The following is a 17,461-nucleotide window of genomic DNA, read 5'->3' as shown; positions in this document are numbered from 1 at the left end:
AAGGGTTTAATCATCGAATAAACTTTAGTACACTGGCAAGCCAATAGTACTCATAGGTAAATACCTTTGAAAATAATAATAATAATAATAATAAGATTTTTATTAGGTATTCTCGTTTTTTGTGGTATTGCCAATACCCATGCTACTTCCGATGTATGGGAGGTACTTCGTAGTGAATTTAAATTAGACCATGAAATTTCGCGAGCCGAAGTCCAAGCACAAATACGCTGGCTAATAGCTCACCCCGGTTATTTGCAAAAAGTCTTCCGTCAGTCTCAACCCTATATCTACCATATCGTTACAGAAATTAAGAAAAGAAACTTGCCTGGTGAATTAGCCTTAATCCCTATGATTGAAAGTTCCTTTGACCCCTTTGCTTATTCGGTTGTTGGTGCAGCTGGCTTATGGCAACTCATGCCAGGAACAGGCAAGGATTTTGGAATAAAACAAGACTGGTGGTTTGATGGACGACGCAGTATTGGTCATTCAACTGATGCAGCCCTCAATTACCTAGTCTACCTGAATAAATTTTTTGACGGCAATTGGACACTATCCATAGCGTCTTATGACGCAGGTGAAGGAACTATTTCACGAGCAATCAAAGCCGCCCAACAAGAGAATCGCAGTACGAGCTTCTGGGACTTACCTGTACCCAGAGAAACACAAATTTATGTACCGCGACTGCTCGCCTTTGCTGAAATTGTAAAAAACGCGCAGCAATATAAAATATCAATTCCAGAAATTCCCTATCAACCCTATTTCCAAGAAGTAAACATTGGCAGTCAAATCGATTTAAACCATGCTGCCAAATTAGCCGGAATTAGTTATCGAGAGTTAATCAAATTAAATCCTGGATTCAATCACTGGACTACAGCTCCCTACAAACCTTTTAAATTATTGATACCTACAGAAAAAGTACGCCAATTTAGCTTAAATTTAGCGAACCTTCCTGAAGATAAACGAGTGAGCTGGACCAAACACCAAGTGCTGCAGGGAGATAATCTAGACTCTATTGCGAATAGATACCATACAACTGTGAATTTAATTAAGCAGTTAAATCAATTGACCACAAATCAAGTAAAACCCAATCAATCCATCTTGATTCCCAGTACGCGAAATGCGCCACTTATGCCAACCCCTATTCCCAAGCAAGAAATGGTCAAAACAACCTATTACGGACCGAACCAATATGCCCCAGCTCCTGTTGCTACGCCAACTCCCGCAATGGGAAGCCACCGCATGATTCATATAGTACAAGCTGCTGATAGCTACCAACGCCTGGAAAAGATGTATGGAGTTAACGCGAATGACATTCTGACCTGGAATAAATTATCCAGCAACCAACATTTACGTGTCGGACAACAATTAATTATTTGGAAAACAGTAAAACCCGCGAAGCAATATATAGCTCGTAGTGGCGATACCTTGGATGTAATCGCAAAACGTCATCAGTTGCCATTAAATCAAATTCTTTCTTTGAATCCTGGACTTCAATGGAATACGCCTTTATACCTTGGTCAAAAAATTCTTATCGGATAAAATTGTCCCGTGACTAATATTAGTGTTATCTGGCGTATAGAAAACTGAATTACCGCAGCTAAATGCCGCGATAATTCGTGAGCATTATTGGGCAAGAAAAACTTAAGTAAGTGCGACCATGCCCCCTATTAGCGGATTAATTTTTAACTAAATAGTTACAAAAATTTTTTATTTCCGGCACGAACCTTGCGAGAGTGAAATCAAAACTTGTGTTATACTGAAAATAACTTGTTTATAGTATTAATGAATATATGAAATTACTATTTGATTTTTTCCCTATAGTTTTATTTTTTATCGTATACAAACTTTCTAATATATATACAGCCACAGCAGTGGCAATGATAGCCTCATTAAGCCAAGTAGCATTCTACCGCTTAAAATTCCAGCACTATGAAAAAATGCACTTAATCAGCCTGGCAATCATTATGGTGCTCGGTGGAGCTACCCTCTTTTTCCACAATCCATGGTTTATTAAATGGAAACCAACAGGAATTTATTGGCTTTCTGCTTTAATATTCTTCAGTTCAAGTTTTATAGGCAGCAAACCATTAATTCAAAAAATGATGGAAGCGAATGTATCACTGCCATCCAAGATCTGGCATAGACTGAACTTTGCATGGTCTTTATTCTTTATTTTAATGGGAGCGGTCAATATTTATGTCGCCTACAATTACGACACAGATGCCTGGGTTAACTTTAAATTATTTGGTGGTGTAGGATTTACCCTACTTTTTGTATTAATCCAAGCGTTTTACCTAACAAAACATATGGATGAAACCGGACTTGAGAAACAATAGGAGCCAGAATGAGACTATTGCTAGTTGAAGATGACGAATTACTAGGAGATGCTGTAAAAACAGGATTAACCCAGTTTGGTTATATAGTCGACTGGCTCAAGGATGGGGAAGCAGCGCGTGCTGCATTAAAATCAGAATCTTTTGAATTAATTATTCTTGATTTGGGTTTACCTAAATTATCGGGCTTAGGGTTATTACAAAATATCCGCAATGACGGCAACGCTACTCCTGTAATTATTCTCACCGCACGTGAATCAGTTGAAGATCGCGTTAAAGGCTTAGACAGTGGTGCAGATGATTACTTGGTTAAACCGTTTGACTTAAATGAGCTCAGTGCCCGAATTAGAGCATTGGTTCGACGTTCTCAAGGTCGTGCTGATGCGGTCTTGCAGTATAAAAACATTACATTAGATCCGGCCGCTCATTCAGTATTTGTTGATGATGTTCTGGTTAACGTGCCTCGTCGAGAATTTGCATTACTGCAAAAACTGTTAGAAAACAGCGGGCAAGTTTTATCGCGTGAACAGCTCATGCAAAGTATTTATGGCTGGGAAGAAGACGTAGATAGCAACGCGCTTGAAGTTCATATTCATAATTTACGTAAAAAACTTAATGCCAATTTCATACGCACTATTCGCGGTGTTGGTTATATGGCAGAAAAAAATGATGGCTTTGTGGTATCGTGAAATCGTCTATACGAAAGTTTTTATTATTTAACTTATTGTTGGCTATTACGATCACCACTACTTTAACAGCCATTGGTAACTATTATCTTGATCAAAAAGACATTCAAGATCACTTAGATACCTTAATGGCTGTTTCCGCATTATCGTATCAGGCTCTGTTAGGTGACGATCTCCATCAACGCCCTCTCGTAAAAATTCAAGAAGCACTGGAAACGATTCCCCAAAAAGTAGACAACTTTTATCAAAAAAGATTTTTAAATGATGAGCCGCCAGAAAATTACATGGACAAATTTAATTTTCAGGTCTGGACCAATGGTGGAAAATTATTATTACATTCCTCTACCGCACCTAAAATCCCTCTTGCTTCAGAAGTTGATGGCTTTAGTGATAAAAAAATTGCCGATCAAGATTGGCGTGTATTTACTACCTATAATGCAAAAGCTGGAGTTCGTACTGTATTAGCAGAGCGCTATGATACACGTAATGAATTAGGGCATCGTATTGCCCAAGATGACCTCTACATCATGTTGCTCACCTTCCCCCTATCGGGATTATTAATCTGGATTATTATTGGACGAGGTTTAGATAGCTTAGATAAGGTTGCCGAGGAAGTGGCAAACCGTGCACCGAGTCACTTGGAGCCTGTAGATTTACAAGAAGTACCTGAAGAAATAAAACCTGTTATCGATGAATTGAATAAGCTATTTTTTAGGTTAAAAGAAGGTTTTGAACGGGAAAAACGTTTTGCCGCAGATGCGGCTCATGAATTGCGCACACCTCTTGCTGCCTTGAAAACTCAAGCTCAAGTTGCATTACATACAAATAATATTGAAGAAAAAAACCAAGCGTTGCAAAAGTTGCTTGCGAGTGTAAACCGCAGTACTCACGTGGTGCAACAGTTACTAACTATGAGCCGCTTAGTCCCTGAGGCTGCGCATATGGATGGACAGGACGAGGTCAATCTGAGTCGTTTAGCTCGTGAGACATTAGCAATGCTTGCTCCATCCGCAGTAGAAAAACAAATTGATTTGGAGTTTGAAACCACTGCTGAGAGTATTATCCTTCATGGGAATTCAACAGCTATCGGCATATTAATTCGTAACCTCGTGGATAATGCGATTCGTTATTGCAATGAGAATGGACATATTGTCGTTCGTCTTTCTCAGCAACAACACGAAGTGATGCTTGAGGTTTGCGATAATGGCCCAGGTATTCCTGCAGAATTACGAGCTCGTGTTTTTGAGCGGTTCTTCCGTATCTTAGGTAATAAAAGTCCTGGAAGTGGATTGGGACTTGGTATTGTTCAGCAGATCTGTCAGTTACATAATGGTCGAGTTGAGTTGGATGCGCCAATAACAGGGACAGGGCTTATTGTTCGGGTGTTTTTACCACTTGATTCAGAAAAATAGATTTATAAATGTAGCAACTGTCTTGAAATAAAATTCAAGACAGTTGCTACAACTAACGCGTAGCCAAAATCTGCAATGCCTCGCGAATTAACTGTTCGCAAGTCTTCGTGCCATCATCAACCTTATTCACGGCTTTTAACGCTTCTTGAGGCTTATAGCCCAATGCTTCTAATGCACTCACAGCTTCATTCTGGCCAAGAATTAAGTTTACCGGTGCCTGTAAAGTATCTGCCGGTGAATCGGTAAATTGCTTAATGCTATCACGCATTTCCACAACCAAGCGCTCAGCAGTCTTTTTACCAATTCCAGGTAACTTAGTTAGAAAAGCGGCATTTTCCTGCTTAATGCATTGAATAAACTCGTTAGGGGTTGTACTGGAGAGAATGGCCATAGCCATTTTAGGTCCTACACCATTTACTTTTATTAATGCACGGAACAATGCTCGTTCTTGCTTATCTAAAAAACCATATAATAACAAAGCATCTTCACGAACAACGGTATGAATGTGTAAGCCGACAGAGCCATTTAGATTATCTAACTGGAAAAAGGTATTTAATGAGGTTTCCACATCATAGCCAACCCCTTGGACATTCACTACTAATTTTCCTGGTTGATGCTTATCAACTATTTGACCATCAAGCCATCCAATCATCGTCTTCTTCTCCTTAAACTAACACTGGTGTTGCCTATAATTGCAGATAATTTATGACGCATATGGCTATGGCAGATAGCAATTGCCAAAGCATCAGCGGCATCCGTTTGTGGCGCTTTATTTAACGACAACAAACTCACCACCATATGTCCTACTTGAGCTTTCTCTGCAGCTCCATAGCCAACAACTGTTTGTTTGATTTCTCGTGCAGAATACTCACTGACCTTTACGCGATGTGATGCAGCAGCAACCATAGCCACTCCACGAGCATGCCCTAACTTTAAAGCAGAATTAGGGTTTTGATGCATAAACACTTGCTCGATTGCGACCTCTTCAGGACTATAATGATCCATTAATTGGCAAATGCCATCATAGATTTGTAATAGCTTTTGGCTCAACTCGCCAGTGGGTGTAGTACGAATACACCCACTATCAACGTATTCTATTTTCTGGCCAACTTGCCTGATTAAACCATAACCAGTAATTCGTGATCCAGGATCAATTCCTAAAATAACAGTCATTAGCTCATTGATTCTAAAAGTTTTTCTGAAAATTCAGCGTTGCTGTAAACTTCCTGAACATCATCCAAGTCTTCCAGCATATCGATCATTTTCATCAAGCTCTCAGCTGACTCATCATCAATCGGCACTAAGGTTTGAGCGCGCATTGTTAATTGGGATTGTTCTACCACCAAGTTAGCATCGCTTAACGCATTTAATACGCTATGGTAAGCTTCAACTGGAGTAATTACTTCAATTTGTCCGTCCTCCACTGAAACATCATCAGCGCCAGCTTCAATCGCAACTTCCATTACTTGGTCTTCAGATACTCCTGCAGCCATGAGAATTTCACCTTGATTGGTGAATAAATAAGCTACCGAACCATCGGTTCCTAAATTACCACCATTTTTAGTAAATGCATGGCGCACTTCAGAAACTGTACGGTTTTTATTATCAGACAAACAATCGACTAAAACAGCAACACCGCCTGGACCATAACCTTCGTAACGCATAGCAACCATAGCCTCGCCATCCAAGCCACCAACACCACGTTTAATCGCATTGTCAATTGTGTCGCGTTTCATATTTGCAGCAAGTGCTTTTTTAATCGCATCGCGTAGCCTTGGGTTAGAAGACTCTTCTGCTCCCCCCATGCGTGCTGAAACGGTAATTTCGCGAATTAATTTTGTAAATATTTTACCGCGTTTGGCATCTTGAACTCCCTTGCGGAATTTAATATTCGCCCATTTACTATGACCTGCCATAACTGACCTCTAACTCGAATTAAATTTGTATGCGATTATACATTCTCTGTTATTAAAAATCTTCATCCGTAGTTAGATAATATGGCCTACTCGTATAGGGATTGGTGCCATACATCCTGCATTACAACTTCGTCTAATATGGGCTACAAAATTACCTGTTTTCATGGCAAACTAACCCATTAATGATTATATAAGGAGATAGACAGTGTATCTGCAAGGTTTTGGCAATTATCATCAAAGCGAAGCGGTCTCAGGGGCATTACCAAGTAACCAAAATTCTCCGCAGAACTGTAATTTAGGTCTTTATGCAGAACAATTAAACGGCACATCTTTTACCCGCCCACGCCACTTGAATCAGCATAGTTGGCTTTACCGCATACTCCCTACGGTGGTGCAAGGAAATTATGAGCCCTACAAAAATGAGCTAGTAAAACCCTACCATCCTGAGCAATCTCCTAACCCATTACGCTGGTCACCTATTGACAATGCAGATAATGAGTGCGATTTCATTGATGGCTTGTTTCATCTGGCAGGATCTCACTTAGTAACGACTTATCTTTACCAGTGTAATCGTTCCATGCAACATACCTATTTTTCTGATAATGATGGTGAATTGTTATTTGTGCCCTATATAGGAGAAATTAACCTTCATACCGAATTTGGTAAATTGAATATATGCCCTGGTATGATTGCAGTGATTCCTCGCGGGGTTAAATTTAAAGTCGAATTAATCAGCAAAGAAGCCCAAGGCTATCTATGTGAAAACGCGGGTAATCCTTTAACCCTACCGCAATTAGGACTTATTGGTTCGAATGGTTTAGCTAATCCGCGCCATTTTAAATACCCAACTGCCGCTTATGAACAGCAAGATCAAACGGCTACTTTAGTTTGTAAATATCAAAACAAACTATGGACTGCTCCCAGTGCTCATTCGCCACTTAATGTAGTCGCCTGGCATGGAAATTATGCTCCTTATTGCTATGACTTAAGCTTATTTAATACCATTAATACGGTAAGCTTTGATCATCCAGATCCCTCTATTTTTACCGTGCTGACTTCTGATAGTGATACCCCTGGGGTAGCGAATCTTGATTTCGTTATATTCCCTCCTCGTTGGATGGTTGCAGAGCATACCTTCAGACCCCCCTATTTTCACCGAAACTACATGAATGAGTTAATGGGACTTATACGTGGCGAATACGATGCAAAAAAAGAGGGTTTTGTACCTGGTGGTGTGAGTATCCATAATTGCATGATTCCGCATGGTCCTGATCAGGTAAGTTATGAAGCAGCTACTGCGAAAAAATTAGAGCCTGAAGCTTATTTAAATACCTTGGCTTTTATGTTTGAAACTCGTGATGTGTGGCAAGTTACTGAGCAGGCAATGGATGCTCAAGAACGACAAAAGAATTATGCTGATTGTTGGCAAGGTTTAAAGCCGGGTTTTAAGCTTTAGTTGCTCCGCAGCGTTTAAAGACAGTAACTGTAGGCTGGGCTGAAAAATCCAGCCTACTGCGTTTTAGAATAGATCTTCTTGGGTTAAACCTACTTTCTCTAACAAGCCACGTAGCGTTTTTAATGCTTCAACCTGAATTTGGCGTACGCGTTCACGAGTAAGATCGATTTCTTTACCTACATCTTCCAGTGTTGCTTTTTCAAAGCCACGTAAACCAAAACGTCGGGCAATAACTTGCTGTTGGTTTTCAGTTAACTTATCTAAAAGCGATTCAATGTGAAGGCGCAGGTTCTCATTGGTTAATAGCTCTGCTGGATTCACACTATTTTCATCCGCAATAGTATCCAACAACGATTTGTTTTCATCATAGCCTATGGGCGTATCAACAGAAGCAACTTTATCATTCAAACCCAAGAGCTTTTGCACATCTTCTAAAGGCTTATCGACCATTTCAGCAATTTCTTCGGGAGAAGGCTCATGGTCTAGCTTTTGAGTAAGTTGGCGTGCTGCTCGCAGGTATACGTTAAGTTCTTTAACCACATGAATCGGCAAACGAATTGTTCTGGTTTGATTCATAATCGCACGTTCAATCGTTTGTCTAATCCACCAAGTGGCGTAGGTTGAGAATCTAAAACCACGATTTGGATCAAATTTTTCAACGGATTTCATTAAGCCCAGATTCCCTTCTTCAATCAAATCAAGTAAAGGCAGTCCGCGATTAAGATAACGTCGAGAAATTTTAACAACCAAACGTAAATTCGATTCAATCATTTTTTTACGTGCTGCAACATCGCCTTTTAAGGCAAGCGTTGCATAATGAACTTCTTCCTCAGCGCTTAGTAAAGGAGAAAATCCAATTTCACTCAAATATAGTTGAGTTGCATCCATCATTTTTATGGCATTTTTGCCGCGACTAAAAGAAGGAAAAGCAGCATCATCCGAAAAATCAGGTAACTCAGATTCTTCCGCATCCTTTTCAGTGAGGACCTCAAAATCGTCATCATCAATTAAGAATGCATCATCGTCAGCACTTATTTCAGACAACTCCTCATCCTTAAATTCCTTATTTTTAATTGACTCGTCGTCATTTTGCATGATTTCACCCTGTAATGTTTAGCCGTGTTTCTAGAATTTACACCTTTTCAGGTAGTCATCCCATCACGAAATCCCTTAGAACATGACGAGCTGCAACCATATGGTACCTCTATTGTTGCTACAACCACTCATTAAATGTCAACCTTTTTGTAAATAATTCAACGGGTTGACAGGAATGCCCGCTTTTCTGATTTCAAAATGTACACCTGTGTACTTACGATCAATGATTCCAGCAATAGCAATCACTTGACCGGCATTCACACGTTGCCCTTCAGAAACCATAATTCGCGCATTATTGCCGTAAGCGGTTAAAAACTCGTTGTTATGCTTTATAATAATTAAATTACCATACCCTGACAAACCACTTCCTGCATACGCTACAGTACCACTTGAGGCAGCAATAACTTTTTCCCCAGACTTACAAGCAATATTTATGCCTTTTTTACCTTGATCTGGAATAAAGGACGTAACGACACGTCCACTAACAGGCCATAACCAACCAGAAGCAGAACGAACGTAACGTCGAATAGGTGAGTGGATTACCTTCGGTGCCGCAATAGGCGCAGATCGATATTGTTTAAATTGTGCTACCCGTCTTTGTACAGGTACCCGACGAACCCCTCCCCGCACATTTAAAACCTGACCAACTCTTAATGAATAAGGTGGAGAAATATGGTTTAAACGTGCCAAGCTGCGGTAATCCGTATCATAACGAAATGAGATGGCAAAAAGTGTTTCACCACGTTGTACAATATGTGTTCCTTGCTGTCTGGAGTAGGGTCGCGATTTTGACTCAGTTACAGGAGCTAAATTGGACCCACAGCCCACAAGCGCGATTACCAGAAAAAGACATAAAGATCTTTTGCAAAATGTCAGTATCATGAATTGCCTCAAGCAAATATTTTCATTAAAAAATCTGCCGCAAATAGTTCTAAAACGTAAGGAATGCTTGTATTCTTTGTCATTCTGAGAGACCTGCCAAATTACTGAATTCCGCGGACAAGCCGCGGAACGTGTAGAGGAAGACATTGAACACTTAAGAACAGCGTCCTCATCTCGTTCAGAATAACATAGCTTACTTCAGAATAATGTCCCTTACTAAAGTATCAAATTAACGCCAGTTAACCAACTGGATAATTGATCAAACATTTTATAATTAGTCATATCCAAATGTAAGGGGGTTATGGAAACATAGCCTTCTTTAACCGCACAAAAATCAGTACCCGGACCACAATCTGCTGCCTCTCCTGGCAAACCAATCCAATAAATAGGACGTCCACGAGGATCTTGGTCTTTAACTAAGGGCTGAGCACCATGACGAGTCCCTAAACGGGTAACTTGCAAGCCTTTAATTTCATCGATAGGTAAATCAGGAACATTCACATTTAAAATAGTTTGCGATGGCAAACTATGAGTACTTAATTGGGCAACTAATTGTTTGGCAATATAGGCACCTGTTTCGTAATGTTTAATCGTATCACCAACCATAGACATGGCGATTGCAGGCAAACCTAAATAACGTCCCTCCATTGCCGCTGCGACAGTACCTGAATACAGAACATCATCACCTAAGTTAGCACCATCGTTGATTCCTGAAACAACCATATCAAAAACAGGACTTAAAAACCCAGTTAAAGCCAGATGTACACAATCAGTTGGTGTGCCTTCAACACTGTAATAACCATTCTCTAATTGCTTTACTTTCAATGGACGGCTCAAGCTTAAAGAATTACTGGCCCCACTGCGATTTCGGTCAGGAGCAACCACGTCTATATCCACACAAGTGGACAATTCCTTAGCTAAAATAGTAATACCTGGAGCATGCACTCCATCATCATTGCTTATTAATACTTTCATTGTTAACTCGCTGGGGATTCTAACCATTTCACAACTGCTAAATACTCTTCCAAGTCATGCTTATTCTGGGCAATACTTGCTTGCAATTCTTTGTTATTGGCATCTGTTTTTAATTTCTGCTCTTGAGCTGCGACAGTCTGTTGTAATGCTAAAATTTTATTACCAAAACCCTGTGGGCTTTGTTGTAGTTGGTAGGCCAGGCTATTCATTCTTCCTGCAATTTCTTGTATTTGATTACAGCTCATACCTTGCGGCTGTTGTTCTGGACAATTTTTTATTGCCTGTTGTAATTCATTGGGATGGGTTTGGTAATAATGTTCATCTTTTTTCATGCAAGATGTTAATCCAAACACCACTAATATTGCCACCAAGTACTTATTCATACTCAACCTCTTGATGTAGACTACAAAAAGTCGATATTATCATCAGATAATCCCTAATTCCATCTTAGTGAGAATTTCCACATGTTAGATTTCAAATTACAACGTGATGAACACACTGGAGAGCAATATTTAGAAACCTCTTTGTGCGGAAAGCCGTTACTTACAACGCCCCAGTTAAATAAAGGCACTGCGTTTACCCATGAAGAGCGGAGAGCCTTTGGTTTATTAGGTAAACTTCCACATCGAGTAGAGACGCTAGATGAGCAAGTTAAGCGTGCGTATTTACAATATTCCAGCTACACCACAAGACTGCAGCAAAATATTTATCTAAATAACTTACACGATAAGAATCAGATCTTATTTTATAAATTATTGCATCGTCACTTAGGTGAAATGTTACCGACTATTTATACCCCTATTGTTGGCACTGCAGTAAAACGCTTTAGCCATGAATACAGACAACCAAGAGGTTTGTATATTGCTCATTCAGATAAAAATTTAATTGATGAAATCATCGGCAATCGTTCTAATCCAGAAATTGATGTAATTGTAGTCACTGATGGTGAAGGGGTTTTAGGCATTGGCGATCAGGGTATTGGCGGCATGGATATCCCTGTAGCCAAACTGATGGTTTATTGTCTATGTGGCGGTATTAATCCAGTACGTACCCTCCCCGTGTTCCTTGATGCGGGCACCAATAACCAAGACTTATTGAATGACCCATTATATCTGGGCTGTCGCCATCCGCGAATTAGTGGTGCCGCATATGATGAATTTATTGCAAGCTTTGTTCAAGCCATTCATAAGCACTTCCCTAATGCCTTTTTACATTGGGAAGATTTTGGCAGGGGCAATGCCCGTCGTATTCTGGATCAATTCCAAGATGAATTATGTACCTTTAATGATGACATCCAAGGAACTGGAGCAGTTACTTTAGCAGCACTCATGTCTGCTTGTAATGTCACCGGTACCAAACTTCAAGATCAGCGTATTATTGTTTTTGGTGCTGGCTCAGCAGGAACAGGCATCAGCGATCAAATTGTCGATGCCATGGTACGTGAAGGCTTAAGTGAAGAAGAAGCATATAAGCGTTTTTGGCTAATTGATAGACAAGGCCTATTGCTTAATAACGACGCCGAACTTACTGGAGCACAAAAACCTTATGCGCGTGCTTCCAATGAGATTGCCCAATGGCATGCTAAGAAGCAGAACCCCTCACTTACAGATACAGTAAGACAGGTTAAACCAACAATTCTTATTGGCTGTTCTGCTCAAGCAGGTGCTTTTTCGCAAGATATTATTGAAATAATGAGCCAAACTTGTGAGCGTCCTATTATTTTCCCTTTATCAAATCCAGATGAAAAATGTGAGGCAAAACCTGAGGATATTTTAGCTTGGAGCCAGGGTAAAGCATTAATAGCAACAGGAACAGCATTTCCTGCAATTGAATATCAAAATCGCATGGTGCAAATTGCGCAATGCAATAATGCCTTAGTATTTCCTGGTATTGGTCTAGGAGTATTAGCGGTTAACGCATCCAAATTAACTAATGATATGATTCTTGCTTCAGCAGAAGCCTTGTGTCGATTTGCTCCAAGTAAAAAAGATAGTTTCTTACCATTACTGCCCTCTTTAGATGACGCACAAACAGTGGCTAAAGAAATTGCTATTGCGGTAGCTAAATCTGCGATTGCCTCCGGTCATGCTCAAAAAAATCAAGATGCGGATTTGGAAAAGTTAATTGCGGATATGTTTTGGATACCGAGGTATTTGCCGTTTAAGAAAATTTGATTTTGATTTAGGTATGGCGTGGCGTATTGGAGACCGAATTACCGTGGCAAGCCGCGGTAATTCGAGTATTACTCTGAAAAAAGTGCCCTAACATGCGGCCAGGCTTTCTTATTGCTAGTTCTATTTTATTCACCGAGCTATCTAATTTAGCTGCCGTTTTAGGAAACTACACCGTTTATAACTATTTAACAAAATTAACTTTAATTGTTTTTATGGTCGCTGTTTTAGGTTCCCAACTACGGCCGTATTTAAATTTCAGCTCTGTATTTTTAGGAACAACCTTCCCTTTATTTAACTGAAAAACATAATGCATTTGACCGCCAGCACCAATCAGATTCGTTTTAGGTTTATCATAAGCACTAGAACTTAAGGTTAAAAGTCCATGATCATATTTAACAATTGACCACTGAAATCCTGTTGTGGGATTTGCAGGTAAGTTAATAACAAATTCAGAGGCCTTCGCATTCACAGTCATTGTTTCATCATGTGCATAAGCCATAATTGATATCCCCAAAAGCAAGCAGCTGAGTAATCCCCTCATTCTATTCTCCTTTAGATGCATCTATTGTCAGTTTAGCTTATTTTAAGGAAATCCTCGTTGCTTGCAACCTATCTAGCACCTTTTGTTGATAATAATTTGACTATAACGGACAAATTAAATACCATAGAGCAACTTCAATCAGCGGAGAGCTTTAAATGTTTAATGCACAAGACTGGCAAGATTTAAATTATATTTTTGATTTAAGCAATGAGGAACAGGATCGCAGCTATGTTTCTGGTGTTTCAGAACGTGGATTTGAAGTGTATGCACGAAGAATGAATTTTTTTAAACCCTTTGAAAACAGTCCTGATTTTTTTCATGACCTATTCACCATATTACGTTGCCCCCTTGCTTTTTCAATTGGCTCAGTCATCTCCGCATACAATACCCTTATCGGAGCTGTTGCTCTAGCGGGTGATTTATTAATCACCATGTCAAGCCTTATTTTTATGAGCGACGAGGCAGTGGATACCGCTTTGGAAAACACGGGTAAAACGTTGGCTTATACAGGCACAATGCTCCTTGGTACTGCTATGGGACTCTTATTGGCGGTGCTTAGTATTCCTTACAATACCGTATCGTTAACTACGCGTATGTCATCCATGGTAATACCTCCTTTATCTAATTTGTATGTAGAACCAGAAAACTCATTAATGTTCAACTAACGTTATCTATTAATACCCGTATTACGACTTCGTCTAATACGGGCTACAATTTTTTGAAAAATAAGAGAATCCTGTATTGACGTTTATGTTGACTCACTTAAAATAAATTATTATCAACAGAACTAATTTTCTTTGCCATAATATATTAAAGAAGTTATCCCTTACATAAGAGATCTTATGTTTGACAAAATTTATAATGCGGCACTGGAAGCCCAAGATGTTTATGAACTAAATAAGAGCTTCACAGATGCACATATTGATGTACTTGATAGTTCGCCCCCCTATTTTACGCCGGCGGGTAAATTAGCAGCAGGTGGGCACTATAAAGCCGCAGAAATGTTACGTAACATAGGAGCACTGGTTGATCCGATTGCGATGGGTTACGCCTTCGCAGGTGCTCATCGAATAGTTGAGGAATATCGCGTAAGCCATCGAGCCGATCCCAGCTCTATTGCAATGGGATATGCCCTTGCCGGAGATCATGAAAGTGTCGATCTCTATCGAGTAAAATGCCAAGCCAATCCAAGCACGATTGCCATGGGCTATGTCCATGCTCATAATCATGAAAAAGTTGAAGAATATCGCCTACAGCATCGAGCCAATATAAATGCCATTGCAATGGCCTATGCACAAGCCTGTAATCACAGCAAAGTCGAAGAATATCAAACTCAACATAAAGCCGATGTTAAGGCCATCGCTATGGGTTATGCCCTTGCAGGGGAACACAAAAAAGTTAATGACTATAGGGTGCAACACAAAACCGATGTAAATACTATTGTGATGGGATATGCGCTTGCAGGTAATCACAGCAAGGTGGAAGAATACCGCATCACTCATGAAGCCAATCCAAATGCCATTGCAGTCGGTTATGCTCAGGCGAATAATGATGCCAAAGTTGAAGAGTACCGTTTACAACATGATGCAGATGTAAGTTCAATTGCCATGGGTTATGCACTAGCCAATAATCATGTACGGGCCGAGGAATACCGCCTATTGTATCGTGCCGACCCAGGTCTGATTGCCATAGGCTATGCGCGCACCGGGAATCATGGCAAAGTAGAAGAGTATCGTTTAAGGCATCAAGTTAATCCTGATTTTATTGCTATGGGCTATGCACTCGCAGGTAATCATAACCGAGTGGAATATTACCGTAAGCATTATAGTGCATCACTGAAAACGATTGCCCAAGGTTATGCACGTTCTAGTGAACCCGTTCCTCGTCTTTATTTTGCAGTAAATATACTCGCCCGGCATGGGCCTGCTGGTCACGCAATCATCGATGTAATGCACCGACTAAGAACAGGCCAAGACCGGCGTTGGAATCCCTTTTGGATGAATAGTGGAACCAAATTGGATCATATTATCTATGCGGTTGAAGGGTTAAAATTCACGGATCACATTGAGGAATTAATTAACAATCCTAAATCAGAACTTTATATTGCTCTTAACACGCACCGAGCCTCTATTGTTAATTTATTTAGCTGGTTAGGATTTAGCCACGCACGCTCACTTATTTATGTTAAAGAGCAACTTTCCAAAAGGAAACAAAGAAAATAAAAAAATATCTATCGTTATGCTCTTGATATTAAACCCTATAAAGGCGATTATTTTACTTTTTTGTACGTAGGAGCGCGCGTGGAATACGAAACTATGGAATTTGATGTACTTATCGTCGGTGCAGGACCATCGGGATTATCTGCCGCGATAAAACTAAAACAATTAGCCTTAGCCGCGCAACAAGAGCTTTCTGTTTGTATTTTGGAAAAAGGATCTCAAGTTGGTTCTCATATCCTTTCAGGAGCAGTACTAGAACCTAAAAGTCTACAAGAGCTTCTACCTGATACTTGGCAAGATGCACCACTGGATACTCCGGTGAGTGAAGATCTATTTTATTTTCTAACCCAACAAAGCTCCTATAAGCTTCCTACTCCAAAACCAATGAACAATGAGGGAAATTACATTATTAGCTTGGGTGAGCTCTGTACCTTTCTTGCAGCACAAGCTGAAGCCTTGGGTTGTGAAATTTATCCTGGTTTTGCTGCAGTAAAAGCTCTTTATAATGATAAAAATCAGGTTATTGGTGTGGAAACAGGTAGTGTTGGCATTAATAAAAATAATGAAAAAACAGAGCATTTCCAAGCAGGAATGCATTTGCTTGCAAAACACACCTTATTAGCTGAAGGCTGTCGCGGCCAATTAAGCCAAAAATTGATGGCTCGCTATCATTTAAGAGACAAATCAAACCCACAAACTTATGGTTTAGGAATTAAAGAAATTTGGCAGGTCAGTGCTGAGAAACATGAGCCAGGTAAAGTTATCCATACCGTAGGTTGGCCCATGGATTATTCCACCTATGGTGGCTCCTTTATTTATCACTTGTCCAAGCAACGGGTGGCTATTGGTTTTGTTGTCGGTTTGGATTATAAAAATCCATGGCTCAGCCCCTTTTCTGAATTTCAGCGCTTTAAGACTCATCCAATGGTGAGTCCACTATTAGCTGGAGGGGAACGTATTAGTTATGGAGCACGTGCTTTAAATGAAGGCGGATGGCAATCCCTGCCTAAATTGACCTTCCCAGGCGGAGCGTTAATTGGTGATGCAGCAGGCTTCCTTAATGTTCCCAAAATTAAAGGTATTCATATGGCGATGAAATCAGGAATGCTCGCCGCAGAAGCCTGTTTTGAGGCATTAAAACAAACTGAAGCAGCACCAATTGGATTAACCAGCTATCCTGAAAAAGTAAAGAACTCATGGTTAGAACAAGAATTATATTCTGTACGCAATATAAGACCTGGTTTTAAATATGGGTTAATTCCCGGGTTAATTAATGCCGCTATTGAAACCTATATCACGAATGGAAAATCACCTTGGACTCTAACTAATCATGCCGATTACAAGAGCTTAAAATTAGCTAAGAAGGCTAAAAAAATTGATTATCCTAAACCAGATAATGTTCTTACTTTTGATAGATTATCCTCGGTGTTTTTATCAGGTACATTTCATGAAGAAGATCAGCCCTGCCATCTTGAATTAAAAAAACCTCAACTGGCAATTGATGTGAATCTAAAAAAATATGCATCTCCTGAAAGTAGATACTGTCCTGCAGGGGTTTACGAACTTGTTGAATATGAAGATGGGCCACGATTACAAATTAATGCCCAAAACTGTATTCATTGTAAAAGCTGTGATATTAAAGATCCGCGACAAAATATCGTATGGCATGCTCCTGAGGGAGGCGGCGGTCCTAATTATTCGGGAATGTAGCCTAATTATATTTGGCTTTTTGGAACCCCGAATTACCGCGGCGTGGCTTCGGTAATCGGGTG

At 40.0% G+C, this 17,461-nt stretch carries 17 protein-coding genes; 9 read left to right on the top strand and 8 right to left on the bottom strand.

What is annotated here, in order from left to right:
- Positions 1–66: 66 nt before the first annotated feature.
- The 4 genes from ACQY7T_RS05000 (at position 67) to ACQY7T_RS04985 (ending at position 4,431) form a co-directional block, all read left to right on the top strand.
- Complete coding sequence (locus tag ACQY7T_RS05000; RefSeq protein ID WP_428411635.1) at positions 67–1,539, top strand: LysM peptidoglycan-binding domain-containing protein; 1,473 nt, start codon at positions 67–69, stop codon at positions 1,537–1,539.
- 251 nt (positions 1,540–1,790) lie between these two features.
- Positions 1,791–2,336 carry a septation protein A gene (locus ACQY7T_RS04995; RefSeq protein ID WP_428411633.1) on the top strand — a complete coding sequence of 182 codons (546 nt, stop codon included), beginning with the start codon at positions 1,791–1,793 and terminating at the stop codon, positions 2,334–2,336.
- Positions 2,337–2,344: 8 nt separating this feature from the next.
- Positions 2,345–3,022 (top strand): response regulator, encoded by a 678-nt coding sequence (locus tag ACQY7T_RS04990; RefSeq protein WP_428411631.1) that lies wholly within the window; start codon positions 2,345–2,347, stop codon positions 3,020–3,022.
- The gene (locus ACQY7T_RS04985) at positions 3,019–4,431 is read left to right on the top strand and encodes an ATP-binding protein (RefSeq protein ID WP_428411629.1); all 1,413 of its coding nucleotides are present in this window, start codon (positions 3,019–3,021) and stop codon (positions 4,429–4,431) included. Before ACQY7T_RS04990 ends, ACQY7T_RS04985 begins: the two co-directional genes overlap by 4 nt.
- A 52-nt stretch (positions 4,432–4,483) precedes the next feature.
- On the opposite strand, the gene ruvA is transcribed toward ACQY7T_RS04985, so the two are convergent.
- From ruvA to ACQY7T_RS04970, 3 genes are read right to left on the bottom strand one after another with little or no spacing between them, the layout of a single operon-like run.
- Positions 4,484–5,083, bottom strand: a complete 600-nt coding sequence (ruvA, locus tag ACQY7T_RS04980) for a Holliday junction branch migration protein RuvA (protein WP_428411627.1) — start codon at positions 5,081–5,083, stop codon at positions 4,484–4,486.
- Positions 5,080–5,604, bottom strand: a complete 525-nt coding sequence (gene ruvC / locus ACQY7T_RS04975; protein ID WP_428411625.1) for a crossover junction endodeoxyribonuclease RuvC — start codon at positions 5,602–5,604, stop codon at positions 5,080–5,082. The genes ruvA and ruvC overlap by 4 nt, the downstream gene beginning before the upstream one ends.
- Positions 5,604–6,347 (bottom strand): YebC/PmpR family DNA-binding transcriptional regulator, encoded by a 744-nt coding sequence (locus ACQY7T_RS04970; RefSeq protein ID WP_428411623.1) that lies wholly within the window; start codon positions 6,345–6,347, stop codon positions 5,604–5,606. The genes ruvC and ACQY7T_RS04970 overlap by 1 nt, the downstream gene beginning before the upstream one ends.
- A 205-nt stretch (positions 6,348–6,552) precedes the next feature.
- Here ACQY7T_RS04970 and hmgA point away from each other — a divergent pair, with 205 nt between their 5' ends.
- Complete coding sequence (gene hmgA / locus ACQY7T_RS04965; RefSeq protein WP_428411621.1) at positions 6,553–7,803, top strand: homogentisate 1,2-dioxygenase; 1,251 nt, start codon at positions 6,553–6,555, stop codon at positions 7,801–7,803.
- Positions 7,804–7,866: 63 nt separating this feature from the next.
- Here hmgA and rpoS read toward each other — a convergent pair whose 3' ends face one another.
- The 4 genes from rpoS to ACQY7T_RS04945 all read right to left on the bottom strand — a co-directional run bounded on the left by rpoS (position 7,867) and on the right by ACQY7T_RS04945 (position 11,138).
- Positions 7,867–8,898 carry an RNA polymerase sigma factor RpoS gene (rpoS, locus tag ACQY7T_RS04960; RefSeq protein WP_428411619.1) on the bottom strand — a complete coding sequence of 344 codons (1,032 nt, stop codon included), beginning with the start codon at positions 8,896–8,898 and terminating at the stop codon, positions 7,867–7,869.
- A 138-nt stretch (positions 8,899–9,036) separates the two neighbouring features.
- Positions 9,037–9,780 (bottom strand): peptidoglycan DD-metalloendopeptidase family protein, encoded by a 744-nt coding sequence (locus tag ACQY7T_RS04955; protein ID WP_428411617.1) that lies wholly within the window; start codon positions 9,778–9,780, stop codon positions 9,037–9,039.
- Positions 9,781–9,996: 216 nt separating this feature from the next.
- Positions 9,997–10,755, bottom strand: coding sequence for a 5'/3'-nucleotidase SurE (surE, locus tag ACQY7T_RS04950; protein WP_428411615.1), 759 nt, complete (start codon positions 10,753–10,755; stop codon positions 9,997–9,999).
- Positions 10,756–10,757: 2 nt separating this feature from the next.
- Positions 10,758–11,138 (bottom strand): hypothetical protein, encoded by a 381-nt coding sequence (locus ACQY7T_RS04945; RefSeq protein ID WP_428411613.1) that lies wholly within the window; start codon positions 11,136–11,138, stop codon positions 10,758–10,760.
- A gap of 81 nt (positions 11,139–11,219) precedes the next feature.
- On the opposite strand from ACQY7T_RS04945, the gene ACQY7T_RS04940 reads away from it, so the two are divergent.
- Positions 11,220–12,929: an NAD-dependent malic enzyme gene (locus ACQY7T_RS04940; RefSeq protein WP_428411611.1), complete on the top strand. Its 1,710-nt coding sequence runs from the start codon at positions 11,220–11,222 to the stop codon at positions 12,927–12,929.
- 181 nt (positions 12,930–13,110) lie between these two features.
- On the opposite strand, the gene ACQY7T_RS04935 is transcribed toward ACQY7T_RS04940, so the two are convergent.
- Complete coding sequence (locus tag ACQY7T_RS04935) at positions 13,111–13,470, bottom strand: protease inhibitor I42 family protein (protein WP_428411609.1); 360 nt, start codon at positions 13,468–13,470, stop codon at positions 13,111–13,113.
- A gap of 155 nt (positions 13,471–13,625) precedes the next feature.
- On the opposite strand from ACQY7T_RS04935, the gene ACQY7T_RS04930 reads away from it, so the two are divergent.
- The 3 genes from ACQY7T_RS04930 to ACQY7T_RS04920 all read left to right on the top strand — a co-directional run bounded on the left by ACQY7T_RS04930 (position 13,626) and on the right by ACQY7T_RS04920 (position 17,399).
- Positions 13,626–14,135 (top strand): hypothetical protein, encoded by a 510-nt coding sequence (locus ACQY7T_RS04930; RefSeq protein ID WP_428411607.1) that lies wholly within the window; start codon positions 13,626–13,628, stop codon positions 14,133–14,135.
- 177 nt (positions 14,136–14,312) lie between these two features.
- A complete protein-coding gene (locus ACQY7T_RS04925; RefSeq protein WP_428411605.1) occupies positions 14,313–15,692 on the top strand; it encodes a hypothetical protein in 1,380 nt (459 codons plus the stop codon).
- A gap of 78 nt (positions 15,693–15,770) precedes the next feature.
- On the top strand, positions 15,771–17,399 hold the full coding sequence (locus ACQY7T_RS04920; RefSeq protein ID WP_428411603.1) for an electron transfer flavoprotein-ubiquinone oxidoreductase: 1,629 nt from the start codon (positions 15,771–15,773) through the stop codon (positions 17,397–17,399).
- Positions 17,400–17,461 lie beyond the last annotated feature (62 nt).

The sequence above is a fragment of the Legionella sp. genome, assembly GCF_965140895.1.
Taxonomy (GTDB): Bacteria; Pseudomonadota; Gammaproteobacteria; order Legionellales; family Legionellaceae; genus Legionella.
The sequence above is the reverse complement of the archived record's forward strand: the minus strand, read 5'-3'. Positions and strand labels throughout refer to the sequence as shown.

Bases quoted from the DNA above. Each gene is read 5' to 3' on its own strand.
- ACQY7T_RS04930 (WP_428411607.1), top strand. From the start codon at position 13,626: ATGTTTAATGCACAAGACTGGCAAGATTTAAATTATATTTTTGATTTA.
- ACQY7T_RS04925 (WP_428411605.1), top strand. From the start codon at position 14,313: ATGTTTGACAAAATTTATAATGCGGCACTGGAAGCCCAAGATGTTTAT.
- ACQY7T_RS04935 (WP_428411609.1), bottom strand. From the start codon at position 13,470: ATGAGGGGATTACTCAGCTGCTTGCTTTTGGGGATATCAATTATGGCT.
- ruvA (WP_428411627.1), bottom strand. From the start codon at position 5,083: ATGATTGGATGGCTTGATGGTCAAATAGTTGATAAGCATCAACCAGGA.
- ACQY7T_RS04945 (WP_428411613.1), bottom strand. From the start codon at position 11,138: ATGAATAAGTACTTGGTGGCAATATTAGTGGTGTTTGGATTAACATCT.
- ACQY7T_RS04940 (WP_428411611.1), top strand. From the start codon at position 11,220: ATGTTAGATTTCAAATTACAACGTGATGAACACACTGGAGAGCAATAT.
- ACQY7T_RS04970 (WP_428411623.1), bottom strand. From the start codon at position 6,347: ATGGCAGGTCATAGTAAATGGGCGAATATTAAATTCCGCAAGGGAGTT.
- ACQY7T_RS04955 (WP_428411617.1), bottom strand. From the start codon at position 9,780: ATGATACTGACATTTTGCAAAAGATCTTTATGTCTTTTTCTGGTAATC.
- rpoS (WP_428411619.1), bottom strand. From the start codon at position 8,898: ATGCAAAATGACGACGAGTCAATTAAAAATAAGGAATTTAAGGATGAG.
- ruvC (WP_428411625.1), bottom strand. From the start codon at position 5,604: ATGACTGTTATTTTAGGAATTGATCCTGGATCACGAATTACTGGTTAT.
- ACQY7T_RS04990 (WP_428411631.1), top strand. From the start codon at position 2,345: ATGAGACTATTGCTAGTTGAAGATGACGAATTACTAGGAGATGCTGTA.
- surE (WP_428411615.1), bottom strand. From the start codon at position 10,755: ATGAAAGTATTAATAAGCAATGATGATGGAGTGCATGCTCCAGGTATT.
- ACQY7T_RS04995 (WP_428411633.1), top strand. From the start codon at position 1,791: ATGAAATTACTATTTGATTTTTTCCCTATAGTTTTATTTTTTATCGTA.